Below are 16,772 nucleotides of genomic sequence, written 5' to 3'. Positions count from 1 at the left end.
CCGGGGACCGCCCCTATGTCGTCAGTTGCGCAGCGGCTTGCCGGTTTCGAGCATGTGCTCCACGCGGGCGATCGAACGCGGCTCGCGCACCAGGCGCATGAAGGTCTCGCGCTCCAGCTTGAGCAGCTCCTGCTCGCTCACCACGTCGACGAGGTCCGCCTCGCCGCCCGAGAGCACGCCGGCCAGGGCATCGGAGACGACCAGGTCGTAATCGGTCGCCTTGCCCTGCTTGTGGAAGCCGTCCGCCGCCATGTTCAGCGCCACGCGGCCGCTTTCGCCCGGCAGGCGGAAGTGCGGGGCCTCGGGCGGGGTGTAGCCCTCGACCATGCTCAGCGCCTTCTGCTTGGCATCGTAGAGCAGGCGGTCGCGGTTCATCGTGATCGCGTCGCTCTCGCGCAGGAACAGCATCTCCTTGGCCTGCGCCGCCGACTTGGAGACCGAGGCGGTGGACACCGTCTCGAACACCTTGGCGACCGCGGGCATCGGGCCCTTGGGCATCAGCTTGTTCTTCTGCCAGCGGTCGAGCATCTCGCCGTTGCCGCCCCAGCCCGGAATCAGGCCGACGCCGCATTCGACGAGGCCCATGTAGAGCTCGGCATGGGCCTGCACCGCGTCGCAGTGGAGCAGGATCTCGCAGCCGCCGCCGACCGCGAGCCCGGCGGGCGCGCCGACCACCGGGAACGGTGCGTACTTCAGGCCCTTGTTGGCCATCTGCCCGCCCGCCACGAGCTTCTCGATCTCGCTCCAGGCCGCGATGTTGAGCGCGAAGAGCGCAAGGCCGAGGTTGGCGCCGGCCGAGAAGCTGTCGGCATCGTTGTAGACCACGAGCGCCTTGTACTTGGCTTTCACCAGGCCGATCGCCTCGACGATCAGCTTCATGACGTCGCCGTCGAGCGCGTTCATCTTGCCGGTGAATTCGAGCGCGACGACGCCGTCGCCCACGTCCCACAGCGCGGCGGAACCGTTCTTCAGGAGCGGCTTGGACGCGAGCTTGATGTCCTCCAGCCGCAGCACGCCCTCGGGCCGCACGACGTCGCGGTACTCGCCGTCGAGGCCGAGGAACTGGCGCTTGCCGTTCTCGATGCGGTAGAACGGGCGATCCCCCGCGACCTTCAGGATTTCGGGCACCGGCCGGCCTTCGGCCTCGAGGCGGGCGGCGAGCCAGGCGGCGCCCAGCTTGTCGATCATCTCGAAAGGCCCGGCCTTCCAGTTGTAGCCCAGCTTCATGGCGTCGTCGATCGCGACCACGTCACCCGCCGCCGAGGGCACCAGGCCGGCCGCATAGGCCAGCGTGCCGCCCAGCACCGCCCAGGCGTACTCGCCGACCGGACCCTTGGCCTCCACCAGCTTGCGCAGGTCACCACGGCCCGCCGCGCCCGAAGGACCGGCGGCGCGGATCGTCTCGCGGTATTCGCCGGTGGCGAGGTCGATGGTCTCCTTGCGGCGGCCCATCTCCTTGTTGAGGCGATAGAACCCGCCCTTGCCCTTGCGACCGGTGTAGCCTTCGCCGATCATCTTCTCGATCAGGGGATGGCTGCGGGCGATCGCGTGGTACGGATCGTCCTTGGCGAGCGTCGAGGTGAGGCTGGCCTGCAGGTGCGGCATGAGGTCGATACCGACGAGGTCGACGAGGCCGAAGATGCCGGTCTTGGGCACGCCCATCGGCTTGCCGGCGATGGCGTCGGCCAGCTCCACCGTGATCCCCATGTCGAACGCGGCGTTGAGGCCGAGCTGGATCCAGTAGGTGCCGATGCGGTTGGCGATGAAGCCCGGCGTGTCGTTGGCCCTGACCACCGTCTTGCCCATGGCGACGTCGGCGAACCGCTCGACCTTCGCAGCCACGGCAGCGTCGGTCTCGGGTCCGTTGACGATCTCCAGCAGGCGCATGTAGCGCGGCGGGTTGAAGAAGTGGGTGATGAGGAAGTCGCGCTTGAACGCGTCCGAGCGGCCTTCGACCAGCTGGCCGAGCGGGATCGTCGAGGTGTTGGACGACACCGCGGTGCCTTCGCGCTTCACCGCCTCGATCTTCGCGTAGAGGCCCTGCTTGATGTCGAGCCGCTCGATCACGGCCTCGACCACCCAGTCGCACTCGGCGATCTTGTCGAGGTGATCCTCGATGTTGCCGGTCTCGACCAGCTTGGCCGCCGACTTGCTCATGAACGGCGCGGGCTCGGTCTTGAGCATCTTCGCCACCGCGCCTTCGGCGATGGCGTTGCGGTTTGTCCCGTCCTTGGGGACGATGTCGAGCAGCAGCACCGGCACGCCCGCATTGGCGACTTGCGCGGCGATCCCGGCACCCATGGTGCCGGCGCCGATGACGCAGACTTTCCTGATGGCGGTCTCGCTCATTCCACGGCCTCCAGGACGGTGGCGATGCCCTGCCCGCCGCCGATGCACTGGCTGGCGAGCGCGTACTTGCCGCCTTCGCGCTTGAGCAGCGAGGCCGCCTTGCCGACGATGCGCGCGCCGGTGGCGCCGAGCGGGTGGCCGATGGCGATGGCGCCGCCGTCGATGTTCACCTTCGCGAGGTCGAGGCCCAGGTCCTTGATGCAGGCGAGCGCCTGGCTGGCGAAGGCCTCGTTCAGTTCCACCACGTCGAGGTCGGCGGCGGAAATGCCGGCGCGCTCCATGGCCTTCTGGCTGGACAGGATCGGGCCGAGGCCCATGGTCTCGGGTGCGCAGCCGGAGATGGCGACCGACTTGATGCGGGCGAGGATCGGCAGCCCATGGGCGCGCGCGTATTCCTCGGTGGTGACGAGCACGGCGCTGGCGCCGTCGGTCAGCGGCGAGGAGGTGCCGGCGGTGACCGAGCCGTTGGCGTCGAACGCCGGCTTGAGCCCGGCGAGGCCCTCGGCCGTGGTCTCGGCGCGAATGGTGCCGTCCTCGGTCACGGTGCCGCCCTTGGTCTCGATCGGCACGATCTCGTCGATCAGCTTGCCGGCGTCGCGCGCCGCGGCGGCGCGCTTCTGGCTCTCGACCGCCAGTGCTTCCTGCTCGGCGCGGGGGATCTGGTACTTGGTGGCGACGTTCTCCGCCGTCTCGCCCATGCCCATGTAGGCGGCGCTCTTCTTGGCCAGCGCGGGGTTCGGAAGTGGGTTGAAGCCCATCATCGGCACGCGGCTCATCGATTCGACGCCGGCACAGACGAACACCTCGCCCGCGCCGATCGCGATCTGGCCCATCGCGATCTGGATGGAGCTCATCGAGGAGCCGCAAAAGCGGTTCACGGTCATGCCGCCGACCGAGATCGGCAGGTCGGCCAGCAGACCGATCAGGCGCGCCACGTTCAGGCCCTGCTCGCCTTCGGGGAAGGCGCAACCGACGATGATGTCCTCGATGTCCGAGGGCTCGACCCCGGTCTTGGCAATGAGACCGCGAATCACCTGCGCGGCAAGGTCATCGGGGCGAACGCGGGCAAGCGCGCCCTTGTTGGCCAGATGGAAGGGCGAGCGGGCGTAACCCGCGATCACGACGCTTTGCATGCATTCTCTCCATGAGCGGACCGGCGCGGCTTTCGCCGAATCCGAAGCGATCCTCGTTCCTCGCGAACGTCTTCCCTTAAGGTGCGAATCTTTCCCTATACGTCAAGCAAATTTTGGGTTATGCCGAGTCCATCCGGTTCGGGATCGGTGGTCACCTGCGAAGCCAGGGGCCCGGTTCCTGCAAGAAAACCCGGGCGAGAGAGATGGAGAGGTCGCAGATGCACTTCAGAAAACTTACGGCGCTGGCGTTGGTTTCCGCGCTCGGCGCTGCTCCGGCACTGGCGGCCGATGCCGATTCGGTTCTCGGCACCTGGCGCACGCCTTCCAAGCACGGCACCGTGGAGATCGAGCGCTGCGGCGCCTCGCTCTGCGGCAAGCTGATGTCCTCCGACAACATCAGGACCAATCCTGAGCTGAAGGACGTCAACAACAAGGACGCGACCAAGCGCGACCGTCGCCTCAAGGGACTGCAGATCCTGGGCGGCTTCAAGCGCGACGGCAGCCAGTGGTCGGGCGGCACGATCTACAACCCGGAAGACGGCGGCACCTACAAGGCCACCATCACCCCGGCCGGTGCCGACACGCTCAAGCTCAAGGGCTGCATCGTCTGGCCGCTGTGCAAGACGCAGACCTGGACGCGGATCAAGTGAGCCACGGCCGCGTTACCCGGAATGCCTAAGTCACTATGTTCAAGGGAGAGTACGACATGAATACCAAGTCCGGCCGCATCCTTCTTGCGGGCGCTGCCAGCGCCGTGGCCCTTGCCTGGGCGGGATCGGCGAACGCACAGGCGTTCTACCTGCAGGAGCAGTCCGTACGCGGTCAGGGCCGCGCCTTCTCGGGCGAAGCGGCCGACAAGGGCGTCGATTCGCTGTGGTGGAACCCGGCCTCGATCGCGGGCCTGCAGGGCGGCGAGGCTTCGGTCCGCGCCAGCTTCATCCGGCCGCGCGGCGACGTGGTGGACAACAACACCCTGATCGTCCGCCCGCTCCAGGCCCCTGCCTCGGTCGGCGGCGATCCGGTCGCGCGCAACCCGATCAACAACGGCGTCCTCCCCTCGGGTGCCATCGCCTACGGCTTCGGCCGCGTGGCCGTCGGCCTCTCGGTGACCGCCCCTTACTCGTTCACCACCGACTACGACGCCGACAGCTGGGCCCGCTACACCGCGGACAAGACCAAGCTGCGCACTTTCGACATCCAGCCCAGCCTGGCGGTCGCGCTGACGGACGGGCTGTACATCGGCGCCGCCGCCAACATCGAGCATGTCGACGCCGCGCTCGGCAACGCGCTGCCCGACCTCTCGCCACTGCTGCCCGACGGCCACCAGAACCTCGAAGGCAAGGGCTGGGACGTGGGCTGGTCGGCCGGCATCCAGTTCCACGACGGCCCGGTCTCGCTGGGCCTCGCCTACAAGTCGGCGATCAAGCACAAGCTCGACGGCACCCTCACCATCGAGGGGCTGCAGGGCCCGCTCGCGGCGCAGAACCGCACCATCGACGCCACCGCCGAGTTCGAGACCCCGTGGCAGATCATCGGCAGCGCCCGCGCCCGCGTCAGCCAGAAGCTGACCCTCAACGCGCAGGTCGTGCGCATGGGCTGGAGCAAGTTCGACTCGATCGACCTCGGCGCCCCGATCAACCAGTCGATCCCCGAGAACTACCGCAACAGCTGGACCTGGGCGCTGGGCGCGGACTACGACGTGAGCCCCGAGTGGACGGTGCGCGCCGGCTTCCAGCGCGGCATCACCCCCACCCGCGACGGCGACCGTGACGCCCGCGTGCCGGACAGCAACCGCTGGAACTTCTCGGCCGGTACCAGCTACGCGCTGAGCCAGCGCTTCACGATCGACGCGGCGGCCTCGTACATCACCTTCGACGATGCCGCGATCGACCGCACCACGGCTGCCTACGCGGGCACCACGGCGCAGACCCCGATCCTGGTGGACGGCGAACTGCAGGACGCGTCCGCCCTCGTCCTCTCCCTCGGCGCAAGGATGGCCTTCTGATGACTGAAGCGGCGACGATCGGCGGGAACTCCCCCGCCACCCATACCCCACCGGCAGACGAGATGCCGCCGATCGCGCCGCGCCTGCTGACCGACCTGCTCGACCATGCCGTCTCGGCGCATGGCGCGTGGCCGGCCATCGACTTCATGGGCCGGCGCTGGACCTATGCCGAGATCGGCGACCTGGTCCAGCGCGCGGCTCGGGGGCTGCAGGACCTCGGCGTGGTCAAGGGCACGCGCGTCGGCCTGTGCCTGCCGAATACGCCCTACTACGTGATCTGCTACTTCGCCGTGCTGCGCATCGGCGGCGTGGTGGTGAACTTCAACCCGCTCTACACCGAGCGCGAGATGGCGCACCAGGTCGAGGACTCGGGGTGCGAGGTGATGATCGCCACCGACCTCGCCCTCTCGCTGCCCAAGATCGAGCCGCTGGTGGGCGGCAAGGACGGCAAGGGCTGCCTCAAGCGCGTGATCGTGTGCCCGTTCGCCGACGTGCTCCCCGCCTTCAAGCGCCGCGCCTTCCAGCTGTTCAAGCGCGGCGACATCGCGCACGAGCCCAACGACCTTCGCTACGCCCGCTTCGCCAACCTGATCGCGCGCGATGCTCCGCTCGACCCGGTGGAGCGCTCCCCCGGCGACCTCGCCGTGCTGCAGTACACCGGCGGCACCACCGGCGTGCCCAAGGGCGCGATGCTGACCCACGCCAACCTCGCCGCCAACTCGGCGCAGATGATCGCCCACGTGGGCCACATGCCCGAGCAGCAGGAGCGCACGCTGGGCGTGCTGCCGCTGTTCCACGTCTTCGCGCTGACCACGGTGCTGAACTACTCGGTGGACACCGCCGCCGAGATGATCCTGCTGCCGCGCTTCGAAATGAAGTCGTTCCTTGCCACCGCCCGCCGTACCAAGCCGACGCAGTTCTTCGGCGTGCCCACGCTCTACACCGCGCTCAACGGGCAGCAGCTCCATGGCGAGTTCGACAACGTGCGCGTCTGCATCTCCGGCGGCGCGCCGCTGCCGCTGGAAGTGCGCCGCGCCTTCGAGGAGCGCACCGGCGTGCGCGTGGTCGAAGGCTACGGCCTGTCAGAGGCCAGCCCGATCATCGCCTGCAACCCGCTCGAAGGCCTGGTCAAGGACAACTCCTGCGGCCCCGCGTTCCCTGGCACCGCGCTCGAGATCCGCGACCCGGCTGCCCCGCACCGTGTGTGCCGCCAGGGCGAGAAGGGCGAGGTCTGCGCGCGCGGCCCGCAGGTGATGAAGGGTTACTGGAACCGGCCGGACGAGAGCGAGAAGACGTTCATCTTCGGCGCCCTTCGCACCGGCGACATCGGCTACCTCGACGAGGACGGCTATCTGTTCCTGGTCGATCGCATCAAGGACGTGATCCTGTGCGGCGGCTACAACGTCTATCCGCGCGTGATCGAGGAGGCGCTCTACGAGCACCCGATGGTGGCCGAGGCCGCGGTGATCGGCATTCCCGATACCTATCGCGGGCAGTCGCCCAAGGCCTTCGTCGTGCTCCAGCCCGGCGACCTGCTGGACCAGGAGACGCTCATGGGGTTCCTGCGCGAACGACTGAACAAGATCGAGCTTCCATCCGTCATCGAGTTCCGCGACACGCTGCCCAAGACCATGGTGGGCAAGCTGTCGAAAAAGGAACTCGCCGCCGAGGAGGCCGCACGGCGCGGCGACGGGCCGCCCGCTTGAGTTCCGCCCCCCATCCCGATCCCGCGCTCGATCCCGCTCCCGCTCCCGCCGGAGACGTCGAAGGCCCGCAGATGCTCGGCATCCAGGATGCCGCGCGGCAGCTGGGTGTGACGATGCGCACCTTGCGCTTCTACGAGGACAAGGGGCTGATCGCGCCCCAGCGGGTGGGCACGACCCGCATCTACTCCAGGCGCGAGATGGGGCGCATGCAGCTCATCCTGCGCGGCAAGCGGCTGGGGTTCTCCATCCGCGAAATCGCCGAGTTCCTCGACCTCTACGACGTCGATCCGGAGCACCACGAACAGGTGCGCAAGCTGAAGGCCAAGGTCGGCGAACGGATCGCGGGCCTGCACAGGCAGAAGCGCGCGATCGAGCAGACGCTGGAGGAACTCCTCTCGATCGAGCGGCAGGCGCTCGCCTGGCTCGAGGGTTCCCCGGTGCGCCCGGTGGACGGAAAGGATCCCGAACGTGACTGAGCCCCGCGTCGCGGTCGCGGAACTGCGCGACATGCTCCAGGTGGAGGAACTCGACGTGGACCTGTTCCGCGGCGCGCCCTCCGCGGAGGGACCCGGCCGCGTGTTCGGCGGACAGGTCGTTGCCCAGGCCCTCGCCGCCGCCGGTCGCGGGGTGGGGGAGGACCGGCAGGCCCACTCGCTCCACGCCTATTTCCTGCGCGCCGGCGACCCGGCCCGCCCGATCGTCTATCGCGTCCTTCGCGACTTCGACGGGGGCAGCTTCACCAATCGCCGGGTCGTGGCGATGCAGGGCGGCAAGCCCATCCTCAATCTCGCCGCTTCCTTCCATCGCCGCGAGGACGGCTTTGCCCATGCCGCGCCGATCCGCGAGGTACCGGGACCCGAGCAATGCCCGGGGCTGGTGGAGGCGCTGGCGGCGGCGGGGACGCGCATGCCTTCCGCCATGCTGGAGCGGCTCGCCGCCTTCGAGGTCCGGCCGGGACCGCCGGCGCGGCTCGATGCCGAAGGATCGGGCATGCCCCGCCAGTTCCTGTGGTTCCGCCTGGGCGCGCCGATGGACGCCGACGAGGCGCTCAGCCGCGTCGTCCTTGCCTACGCCAGCGACTTTGCGCTCGTCTCCACCGCGGTGATGCCCCATGCCGGCGGCTTCTTCGCCCCCGGGCTCCAGGTGGCGAGCCTCGACCACGCGGTCTGGTTCCACGCGACGCCACCGGTCGACGACTGGCTGCTCTATGCGATGGACAGTCCCTGGGCCGGTGCCGGCCGCGGCTTCGCACGCGGCACCGTCCACGACCGCGCGGGTCGCCTCGTCGCCAGCGTGGCGCAGGAAGGTTTGTGCCGCATTCTTCCTGCAGGGGCCGTCAGGGGCGAGCGCGTGGGGGGACCGCCCGGGTCCTGATCGGCTTCACCGAAGACCAGGCATCACGTGACCTAGGCGTCGGCGCGATGGTCCAGGTGCAGGTAGTTGGTGTTGAACAGCGCCACGGCCATCAGCCGGTCCAGGTCGTGAACCGTCATCTGGCGGCTGCGCAGGTCGATCAGCCCGTCGCGCCGCATCTCCTGGATGGTACGGTTGACATGCACCTGGGTCATCCCGGTGGCGTCGGCGATGTCCGACTGGGTCAGCGGGAACTCGCAGGTGTTCGCGTCCGTCAGCCCGGCAGTGCGGCTCCGCACGAAGAGCTCGCAGAACAAGTGCGCGATCCGCTCGTAGGCCGTGCGCTGCCCGATGCTCGTCGTCCATTCGCGCTGGATGGCGCCGGCCACCAGTTCCGTCCACCACAGGGCCTCGGCAATGGCGGGCCGGGCCTGGACAAGCTCGCGCAGTTCCTGCTTGGGCACTTCGCCAAGCCGCACCGTGGTCACTGTGGACAAGGTGTGATCCAGCCGCTTGAGGATGAAGATGTTGGGGTCGCACAATTCCCCAGGCAGCAGGAACGAGAGAATCTGCCGCCGTCCGTCGGCCAGCTGCTTGGAACGCTGCGCCCAGCCCTCGAGCACGACGTTGACGAAGTGGGGCCGATCGCCCTCGCGAACGATGTCCCGGCGCGCCGGCACGGTACGCACGCGCTTGGTGAGAGTGGTCTTCAGGAGATCACGGTCGGCGGCCGTCAGCTTACCGAACGCAGACAGGTTTAAGGACAATGCGGTGGGGGTTCCCGACGAGGAGACTGAACCCACGTCCATTGCGCGCTCTGGCCGCTTGCAGCATTTACATGCGTTAAGTGCCCGATTGAGTGCGGAACTTTTCAGGCCTGCGGCAAGGGACGTCCGGACATGCAGCCGACCGGGGTCGGCTTCGTCCGGCTCATCGCCCGCCCGCTCCGGCCTGTCCCGCCGGACTCGCCAGGGGCGATCCAGGCAACCACAGCAGGGCTGGAGGTTTACCTCCGCGACAAACGCCAGGAACGAGGAAGATGATGGGGGAGCCTTGGGGGCCTGACGCGACGGAGGCGCAAGCGCGCAGGCGTTCCGATGCCATCCGCATCGCCCGCGTCGTCTGCATCACCGGCGTTGTCTATGTTCACGCCTGGACCGGGCTCTCGGGCCACGAACTGGAACAGCTGCGCGGGACCCCGCAGGAGGTCCTGCGCTGGATCCTGATGGAGATCTTCGGGCGCAGCGCCGTGCCGCTGCTGGGGCTGATCTCCGGCTGGCTGGTCGCAGGCTCGCGCCGCACCCGCGACTGGGGCGCGCACATCGGGCGCAAGGCGCGCACGATCCTGCTGCCGATGGTCCTGTGGAACGCGCTGGCGGTGGTGCTGGTCTCGGGCGCGGCGTGGCTGCTCGACCTCAAGGCGCCCATCCCGCAGTCGGCAGGATGGCTGGCGGAGGAGTTGTTCATCGTCACCCGTCCTCCCGACATCAACGTGCAGATGCCGTTCCTGCGCGACCTGTTCCTGTGCATGGTGATCGCGCCGCTGCTGGTCCGGTTGCCGCTGGCGGCGCTCGGCATGGTGGCGCTGGCGGCGGGGACCTGCCACGTGCTCGGAATCGGGCCGCCGGTGATCCTGCGCGCCTCGATCCTGATGTTCTTCACGCTGGGGATCATCGCCCGGCGCACTGACCTGGCCGATCGCATCGCGCGCTGGCCGCTGCCCGCGGCCGTGCTCCCTTTCGCGATCCTGGCGCCGCTGCACCTCTATCTCTCGGTCGGCGACGTGCGCCCGTTCGACAGCGCGCTGACGGCGGGGCTCGACCTCGTGCTGCGGATCGCGGCCTCGCTGGCGGTCTGGCGCATCGCCCTGGCCCTGGCGCCGCGTCCACTCGCCAGGCCGCTGCTGCGGGTGGAGCCGTACATGTTCTTCTACTTTTGCGCCCACCTCATCGTCGTGTGGCTGGGCGGGCCGGCGATCGGGCAGTGGACCGGCAAGCTGGGGTCTCCGCTCTATCCGGCCTACCTGCTGGCGCAGCCGTTCCTGGTGATGGCGACGGTCATCCTGGCCGCGCGGCTGCTGCTGCGCTTCGCGCCCGGTACGGCCCACGTGCTGAGCGGTGGCCGCCTGGGCCGCGGCACGCGTTCCTCGGCCTGAGCGGACACAAAAAGGGGAGCCGGAAAGGCTCCCCTTCGAAGCGAGCGGTCCGTATCAGGACGGACCGCCCGTTCTGTGGCAGGTCAGGTCACGACGTGCGGCTGCTGCCCGTCGAGCCGGTGGACGCGCTCGTGGACCCGGTCGATCCCGAGGTTCCCGAGCCCGAACCGGTGGTCGAACCTGTGCCCGTGTTCGTCGCGGTGGTGTCGGTATGGGAATAGCCCGGGGTGCTGGTGCCGGCAGTCAGGCCGCTGCCGCTGCTGCTGCTGCTCGCCGTTCCGCTGGTGACGCGCAGGTTGTTCTGCACATGCCTCACGCCCGAGACGTTGTCCGCAAGATCCTCCGCGCGGCGCTTGTCCTGCCGGCTCTCGACCGTGCCTTCCAGCGTTGCCTCTCCGCTCTTCACCGAGACGCGGATATGCGTGGCGTCGAGCCGGTTGTCGTGCGTCAGGGCATCGTTGATGTCCTCGCGGATGCGCTCATCGGAGCGGGTGTAGTCCGAAGGACCACGGCCACGATGATCCTGTTCCCGGCGGCGGGCGGCCTCGTCGTCGCCGAACCAGCTGGCGATCTCGTCACCGGCGCGCTGCAGGAAGCCGCGGCTCTCGCCATACTCGCGCCAGTCGCCATAGTCGCGGCGGCTGGACCAGCTGCCGGGCCCGTAGCTCTCGCGATAGCTGTTGCTCGGGCTCATGCCGCCGCTCAGGCCGCCTCCGCGGCTGGAGAAGTCGCGGCCGCCGTAGTCCTCGCTGGTGAAGCTCGCATAGTCGTTGCCGCCGCTGGCGTCGAACGCGCGCGAGGGATAGTTCGCCTCGCGTGAGCCGGAGAAGCGGTAGCCGCGGTCCTCCTGGCCGTGTCGGGACTGATCGCGATCCCAGTGGCCTTGATCGCGCAAGCCGTAGCCGCCGCCATGGCTGCGCTCGGTGTAGCCACGATCGCCCCACCCGCGCCCTTGCGAGCCGCGCTCGAAGCGGTCGCGCCCGCCGTAGCCGGAGCGGCCGCCGCGGTGGCTGCGCTCGCGCCAGCCGCTGTCGCCCTCGTCACGCGGGTCGCCGTAATAGCGGGCGTCGGGATCGCGTGACGCGCTGCGCCCCGTATCGCGAGAGGCACTGCGCTGCGAGTCCTCCGATCCCCAGCCGCCGCCGGCCTGGCTCGACTCGCTCTGCCACTGGTTGGCCTGCCGCGGCGAATCCCACGCGCTCTCGTCGGTGCGAAAGCCGCCCTGCTGGCGGTTGCCTTCGTTGAGATCACGTTCGTTCATGGATACTCTCCTCGATTTCATTCTGATCCTTGCGCCGGGAAGCCGCGGGGTTGCCTGCATGCTCCGGCGCGATACTCAGGGAACGGCGTACAACCGCCGTTCGATCCACTGCCCGGCGCGCCGGGCGCGGCGTCCGTCGCACGGCACGCGCCGCGCGCGACGGACCTCACTTGCCCCAGTCGGCGCGCTGGGTGCCATCCACGGCCTTGTTCGAGCCCTCCGCGGGCGCACCGGCTCGGGGCGGTTCCTTCTCGTCGTTGCGCCCGCGGTCCTCGCCGCCGACCGCCTGGCCGGTGACGCTGCGCGAATCCACCGGCTCGTACTCGCCGCGGCCCGCGCGGGCGTCTTCCTGCTCGCGCCAGGACTTGGACGGATCGCCCGCGGTGCCGGTCACCTTGCGGGAATCCTGGGGCTCCAATTCGCCTCCACCAGACATGGTGTGCTCCTTCTCTCACGATGCGGCATTTGCAGCCGCTGCCCCCTCTCAAGAGCCGCGCCGGGCGCGGAGTTTCGCCGGGCACGCCGTGATCCGACATGCCGTGCGCGGCGGACGGCCGGGCGATCCTGTCCGCAACCGAAACGAGCGGGAACTTGCGCGAGCGGTGCGGGTTTGCGAGTGATCTTGCGACGCTACGGCCCCCCCGCCGCGGTGCGAAGGGGGACACCGAACCACATGACGCGCGACGAGGATGGCACCGGCGAGCGGTTCATGGGCTTTGGCGGCGATCTTGCGCGGCGGATCGTCGAACACGACTGGAGCCAGACACCGATCGGGCCGATCGAACGCTGGCCCGCCAGCTTGCGCAATACCGTGGGCATGATGCTCCCCTCCCCCGTCCCGCTGGTGCTGCTCTGGGGCCAGGAAGGCGTCATGATCTACAACGACGCCTATTCGCGGTTCGCCGGCGGACGCGACGCCAGCCTGCTCGGCTCGAACGTCCGCGACGGCTGGGACGAAATTGCCGACTTCAACGACAACGTCATGCGCGTCGGCCTCGCCGGCGGCACGCTGAGCTACCGCGACCACGCGCTGACGCTCCACCGCAACGGCCAGCCCGAGCGCGTGTGGATGGACCTCGACTATTCCCCCGTGCCCGGCGACGACGGCGAGCCGGGGGGTGTCATCGCCATCGTCGTGGAGACCACCGAAGCGGTGCGCGCCCGCGCCGCGCTGGAGGAGAGCGAGAACCGCCTGCGCTTCCTCGATCACCTCAGCCGCGCGGTTGCCGGCAGCCGCGACGCCGACGAGATCCTCGCCGTCACCACCCGGCTCACCGCCGAGCACCTGGGCCTCACCAACTGCGCCTACGCCGACATGGACGCGGACCAGGACGGCTTCACCATCCGCGGCAACTGGCACGCGCAAGGGTCGCCGTCGATCGTCGGGCACTACAGCCTTGCCGACTTCGGCCGGCTTGCGGTTCGCGAGCTGTCCGCCGGCCGGCCGCTCATCATCAACGACAACGCGGCCGAGATCGCGCCCGAAGAGGCCAAGACCTTCCAGGACATCGGCATCGCCGCCACCATCTGCATGCCGCTGCTGAAGGAAGGCCGGTTGACCGCGCTGATGGCGATCCACAGCAGCACGCCGCACCACTGGACCGACTACGAGCTGAGCGTGATCCGCGAAGTGACCGAGCGCTCCTGGGCCCATGTGCAGCGCGTCGGCGCCGAGAACGTGCTGCGTGAGCGCGAGGAGTACAACCGCCAGATTCTCGACGGCGCGACCGACTACGGCATCGTCGCCACCGACCTCGACGGCATCGTCACCCTGTGGAACGCCGGCGCCGCCGCGATGCTGGGGTGGACCGAAGCGGAGATGCTCGGGCAGCCGATGGAGCTGTTCTTCACGCCGGAGGACCGCGAGGCGGGCCGGCCCGCCCGCAAGCGCCAGGAGGCGCTGGAAAGCGGCCGCGCCCAGGACGCGCGCTGGCACTTGCGCAAGTCCGGCGACCGGTTCTGGGGACTCAGCGAGATGTCCCCCCTGCGCGACGAGACCGGCCAGCCGATCGGCTTCGTCAAGCTGATGCGCGACCGCACTGCCGAGCACGAGACCCACGAGGCCCTGCGGCTGAGCGAGGACCACTTGCGGCGCGCCCAGGTGGCAGGCGGGATCGGCCTGTTTTCCGTAGACATCGACAGGAACATCGTCAGCGGCACCGAGGAGTTCTGCCGGATCTTCGGCTTCGAGCCGGACGCGCTGGTCGCGCCGGGCGACCTCGAGGACATCGTCGTCCTGGCCGACCGCCACATCGCCTCGAGCAAGGCCGGCCGCGCCTCGGGCACGGCGCCGCTCGACGTCGAGTACCGCATCCTGCGCGCGGACACCGGGGAAGAGCGCGTGATCGCCCGCAAGGCGGACTTCGAATACGACGAAGACGGCCACCCGGTGCGCATGATCGGCGTGGTCCAGGACGTCACCGAGCGGCGCCGCACCCAGCTCGCGCTTGAAAAGAGCGAGGCGCAGTTCAGCCTCCTGGCCCAGAACATGCCGATCCAGGTCTGGACCGCAAGCGCCGACGGCCAGCTCGACTGGTTCAATGACCGGGCCTACGCCTTCTCGGGCGCCGAGCGCGGGAGCCTGGAGGGCGACGGTTGGATCGGCCTGATCCATCCCGAGGACCGGGGCGAGGCCATGAAGCGCTGGTCCGAGGCGGTGGCATCCGGCGGGATCTACGACGCCGAGCTGCGGCTGCGCGACAGCGAGGGCGTCTACCGCTGGCATCTCTCGCGCGCGCTGCCGCTGACCGACGCCGAGGGTGCGACCTCCGCCTGGATCGGCAGCAACACCGAGATCGAGGCGCAGAAGCAGGCCGAGGCGGCTTACGCGCAAGATCGCGACCGGCTCTGGGCGATCAGCCGCGACCTGATGCTGGTGTGCGACTACACCGGCATGATCACCGCCGTGAACCCTTCGGCCGAGCGCCTGCTGGGCTGGCACGAGGGGGAGATGCTCGGCCGGCGCATTGCCGCCTTCGTCCATCCTGACGACCGCGAAGCGACGGCTGCCGAAGTGCGCAAGCTGGCGGCCGGCGCGGGAACGATTGCGTTCGAGAACCGCTACCGCACCCGCGAGGGCGACTACCGGCTGCTGGCCTGGACTGCAGTGCCCGACGGTGGGCGGATCCACGCCGTCGGCCGTGACATCACCGAGCAGCGCGCCGTGGAGGAGGCCCTGCGTCAGAGCCAGAAGATGGAGGCCGTCGGGCAGCTGACCGGCGGTATCGCGCACGACTTCAACAACCTGCTCCAGGGCATCACCGGGAGCCTTGACGTCATGAGCACGCGGATCGCGCAGGGCCGGACCAGCGACCTCGACCGCTGGCTGGCAGGCGCGCGCACTTCGGCCGAGCGCGCCGCGGCGCTGACGCACCGCCTGCTCGCCTTCTCTCGCCGCCAGCCGCTCGACCCTCGCCCGGTCCGCAGCAATCCGCTGATCGCCTCAATGGAGGACCTGCTGCGGCGCACCCTGGGCGAGCACATCGAGTTGGAGTTCGTGCTGGCCGGAGGGCTGTGGCTGACCCGCTGCGATCCCAACCAGCTCGAGAGCGCGATCCTCAACCTGGTCATCAATGCCCGTGACGCCATGCCGGGTGGTGGCAAGCTGACGATCGAGACCTGCAACACCCATCTGGACAGCCACTACACCGCGCGGGAGAGAGACGTGCGGCCGGGCCAGTACGTCTGCATTGCCATCACCGATACGGGCTGCGGCATGACCGCCGATGCCGCGGCCCGCGCCTTCGAGCCGTTCTTCACGACCAAGCCGATCGGCCAGGGCACCGGCCTCGGCCTATCGATGATCTACGGATTCGCCCGGCAGTCGGAGGGTTACGCGCGGATCTATTCGGAAGAGGGCCAGGGCACGACGGTCAAGCTCTACCTCCCGCGCGAGCACGGCGTGGAAATCCCCGAGAGCCAGGCGCAGACGCAAGAAGAGCGGCCCTCCGCGCGCGACGGCGAGGTGGTGCTGGTGGTCGAGGACGAGCCGGTGGTGCGCGGCCTCATCCTGGAAGCGCTGGACGAGCTGGGCTACGGCGCCATCGAAGCCGCGGACGGTCCCTCCGGGCTGGCCATCCTGCAGTCGAACCGGCGCATCGACCTGCTCATCACCGACATCGGGCTCCCCGGTCTCAACGGCCGCCAGATGGCCGACGGCGGCCGCGTCTCCCGCCCCGGGCTCAAGGTGCTGTTCATGACCGGCTATGCCGAGAACGCGGCGCTCGCCTCCGGCTTCCTGGAGCCCGGCATGGCGATGATCACCAAGCCCTTCGCCATGGACCTGCTCGCGGCGCGCATTCGACAGATTATCGAGGGCTGACTACGCGCTTGCCCCGGTGCAGCCGCCCTGCCAATAGTTCCCGCCGGAAGCATGCTGGGGCAAGCGTGCGGCAAGGGACGCGATGATGGCTCAAGACACCCTCAAGTACGACGGCTTGCGAGTCCTGGTCGTGGAAGACGAGTTCCTCGTCTCCATGCTGCTGGAGGAGATGCTGGCGGACCTGGGGTGCGAGGTCGTCGGGCCCTATGCCACGCTGCCCGCCGCGCTGGCCGGTGCCCGCGGCGAAGCGTACGACGTCGCCGTGGTCGACCTCAACCTGGCTGGCGAGAAGGCCGATCCCATCATTGCCGAGCTCGCCGCGCGCAACGTTCCCCTCGCCATCGCCAGCGGCGGGTACGAGGCGGAGACCGGCCACAAGCCCACCGCGCTGCTCAACAAGCCCTACAGCGCCAACCAGCTCGACGAGACGATCGACATCCTGCGCGCCGCGCTCGACGGCCGCGGGTAAACCTCTCCCGCCTGCCTTCC

At 69.1% G+C, this 16,772-nt stretch carries 13 protein-coding genes; 8 read left to right on the top strand and 5 right to left on the bottom strand.

Going from position 1 to position 16,772, the window contains the following annotated elements; genetic code table 11:
- Positions 1–21: 21 nt before the first annotated feature.
- Positions 22–2,349, bottom strand: coding sequence for a 3-hydroxyacyl-CoA dehydrogenase/enoyl-CoA hydratase family protein (locus ACFFJC_RS07105; RefSeq protein ID WP_379486801.1), 2,328 nt, complete (start codon positions 2,347–2,349; stop codon positions 22–24).
- Positions 2,346–3,482 (bottom strand): thiolase family protein, encoded by a 1,137-nt coding sequence (locus tag ACFFJC_RS07100; RefSeq protein ID WP_379486800.1) that lies wholly within the window; start codon positions 3,480–3,482, stop codon positions 2,346–2,348. The genes ACFFJC_RS07105 and ACFFJC_RS07100 overlap by 4 nt, the downstream gene beginning before the upstream one ends.
- Positions 3,483–3,700: 218 nt before the next feature.
- Here ACFFJC_RS07100 and ACFFJC_RS07095 point away from each other — a divergent pair, with 218 nt between their 5' ends.
- The 5 genes from ACFFJC_RS07095 (at position 3,701) to ACFFJC_RS07075 (ending at position 8,567) form a co-directional block, all read left to right on the top strand.
- Positions 3,701–4,132: a DUF2147 domain-containing protein gene (locus tag ACFFJC_RS07095; protein WP_379486799.1), complete on the top strand. Its 432-nt coding sequence runs from the start codon at positions 3,701–3,703 to the stop codon at positions 4,130–4,132.
- 56 nt (positions 4,133–4,188) lie between these two features.
- Entirely contained in the window at positions 4,189–5,487 is a 1,299-nt protein-coding gene (locus ACFFJC_RS07090; RefSeq protein ID WP_379486798.1) for an OmpP1/FadL family transporter, read from the top strand.
- Positions 5,487–7,193, top strand: a complete 1,707-nt coding sequence (locus ACFFJC_RS07085) for a long-chain-fatty-acid--CoA ligase (protein WP_379486797.1) — start codon at positions 5,487–5,489, stop codon at positions 7,191–7,193. Before ACFFJC_RS07090 ends, ACFFJC_RS07085 begins: the two co-directional genes overlap by 1 nt.
- Positions 7,194–7,264: 71 nt before the next feature.
- Positions 7,265–7,669: a MerR family transcriptional regulator gene (locus ACFFJC_RS07080; RefSeq protein WP_379487207.1), complete on the top strand. Its 405-nt coding sequence runs from the start codon at positions 7,265–7,267 to the stop codon at positions 7,667–7,669.
- Positions 7,662–8,567, top strand: a complete 906-nt coding sequence (locus ACFFJC_RS07075) for an acyl-CoA thioesterase (RefSeq protein ID WP_379486796.1) — start codon at positions 7,662–7,664, stop codon at positions 8,565–8,567. Before ACFFJC_RS07080 ends, ACFFJC_RS07075 begins: the two co-directional genes overlap by 8 nt.
- Positions 8,568–8,599: 32 nt before the next feature.
- Here the strand turns inward: ACFFJC_RS07075 and ACFFJC_RS07070 are convergent, their stop codons facing one another.
- Positions 8,600–9,355, bottom strand: coding sequence for a Crp/Fnr family transcriptional regulator (locus ACFFJC_RS07070; protein WP_379486795.1), 756 nt, complete (start codon positions 9,353–9,355; stop codon positions 8,600–8,602).
- 230 nt (positions 9,356–9,585) lie between these two features.
- Between ACFFJC_RS07070 and ACFFJC_RS07065 the strand changes: the two genes are divergently transcribed.
- The gene (locus tag ACFFJC_RS07065; RefSeq protein WP_379486794.1) at positions 9,586–10,701 is read left to right on the top strand and encodes an acyltransferase family protein; all 1,116 of its coding nucleotides are present in this window, start codon (positions 9,586–9,588) and stop codon (positions 10,699–10,701) included.
- A gap of 88 nt (positions 10,702–10,789) precedes the next feature.
- On the opposite strand, the gene ACFFJC_RS07060 is transcribed toward ACFFJC_RS07065, so the two are convergent.
- Both ACFFJC_RS07060 and ACFFJC_RS07055 read right to left on the bottom strand, forming a co-directional pair.
- Entirely contained in the window at positions 10,790–11,962 is a 1,173-nt protein-coding gene (locus tag ACFFJC_RS07060; RefSeq protein WP_379486793.1) for a BON domain-containing protein, read from the bottom strand.
- Between the two features lie 166 nt (positions 11,963–12,128).
- Positions 12,129–12,398: a hypothetical protein gene (locus ACFFJC_RS07055; protein WP_379486792.1), complete on the bottom strand. Its 270-nt coding sequence runs from the start codon at positions 12,396–12,398 to the stop codon at positions 12,129–12,131.
- Between the two features lie 237 nt (positions 12,399–12,635).
- On the opposite strand from ACFFJC_RS07055, the gene ACFFJC_RS07050 reads away from it, so the two are divergent.
- Together ACFFJC_RS07050 and ACFFJC_RS07045 are read left to right on the top strand one after the other, a co-directional pair.
- Positions 12,636–16,283 carry a PAS domain S-box protein gene (locus ACFFJC_RS07050; RefSeq protein ID WP_379486791.1) on the top strand — a complete coding sequence of 1,216 codons (3,648 nt, stop codon included), beginning with the start codon at positions 12,636–12,638 and terminating at the stop codon, positions 16,281–16,283.
- 85 nt (positions 16,284–16,368) lie between these two features.
- Complete coding sequence (locus ACFFJC_RS07045) at positions 16,369–16,752, top strand: response regulator (RefSeq protein WP_379486790.1); 384 nt, start codon at positions 16,369–16,371, stop codon at positions 16,750–16,752.
- Positions 16,753–16,772: the final 20 nt, after the last annotated feature.

This window comes from Novosphingobium soli (assembly GCF_042432915.1).
Taxonomy (GTDB): domain Bacteria; phylum Pseudomonadota; class Alphaproteobacteria; order Sphingomonadales; family Sphingomonadaceae; genus Novosphingobium; species Novosphingobium soli.
Note: the sequence above shows the minus strand (reverse complement) of the source record. Positions and strands in the feature narration are given on the sequence as shown.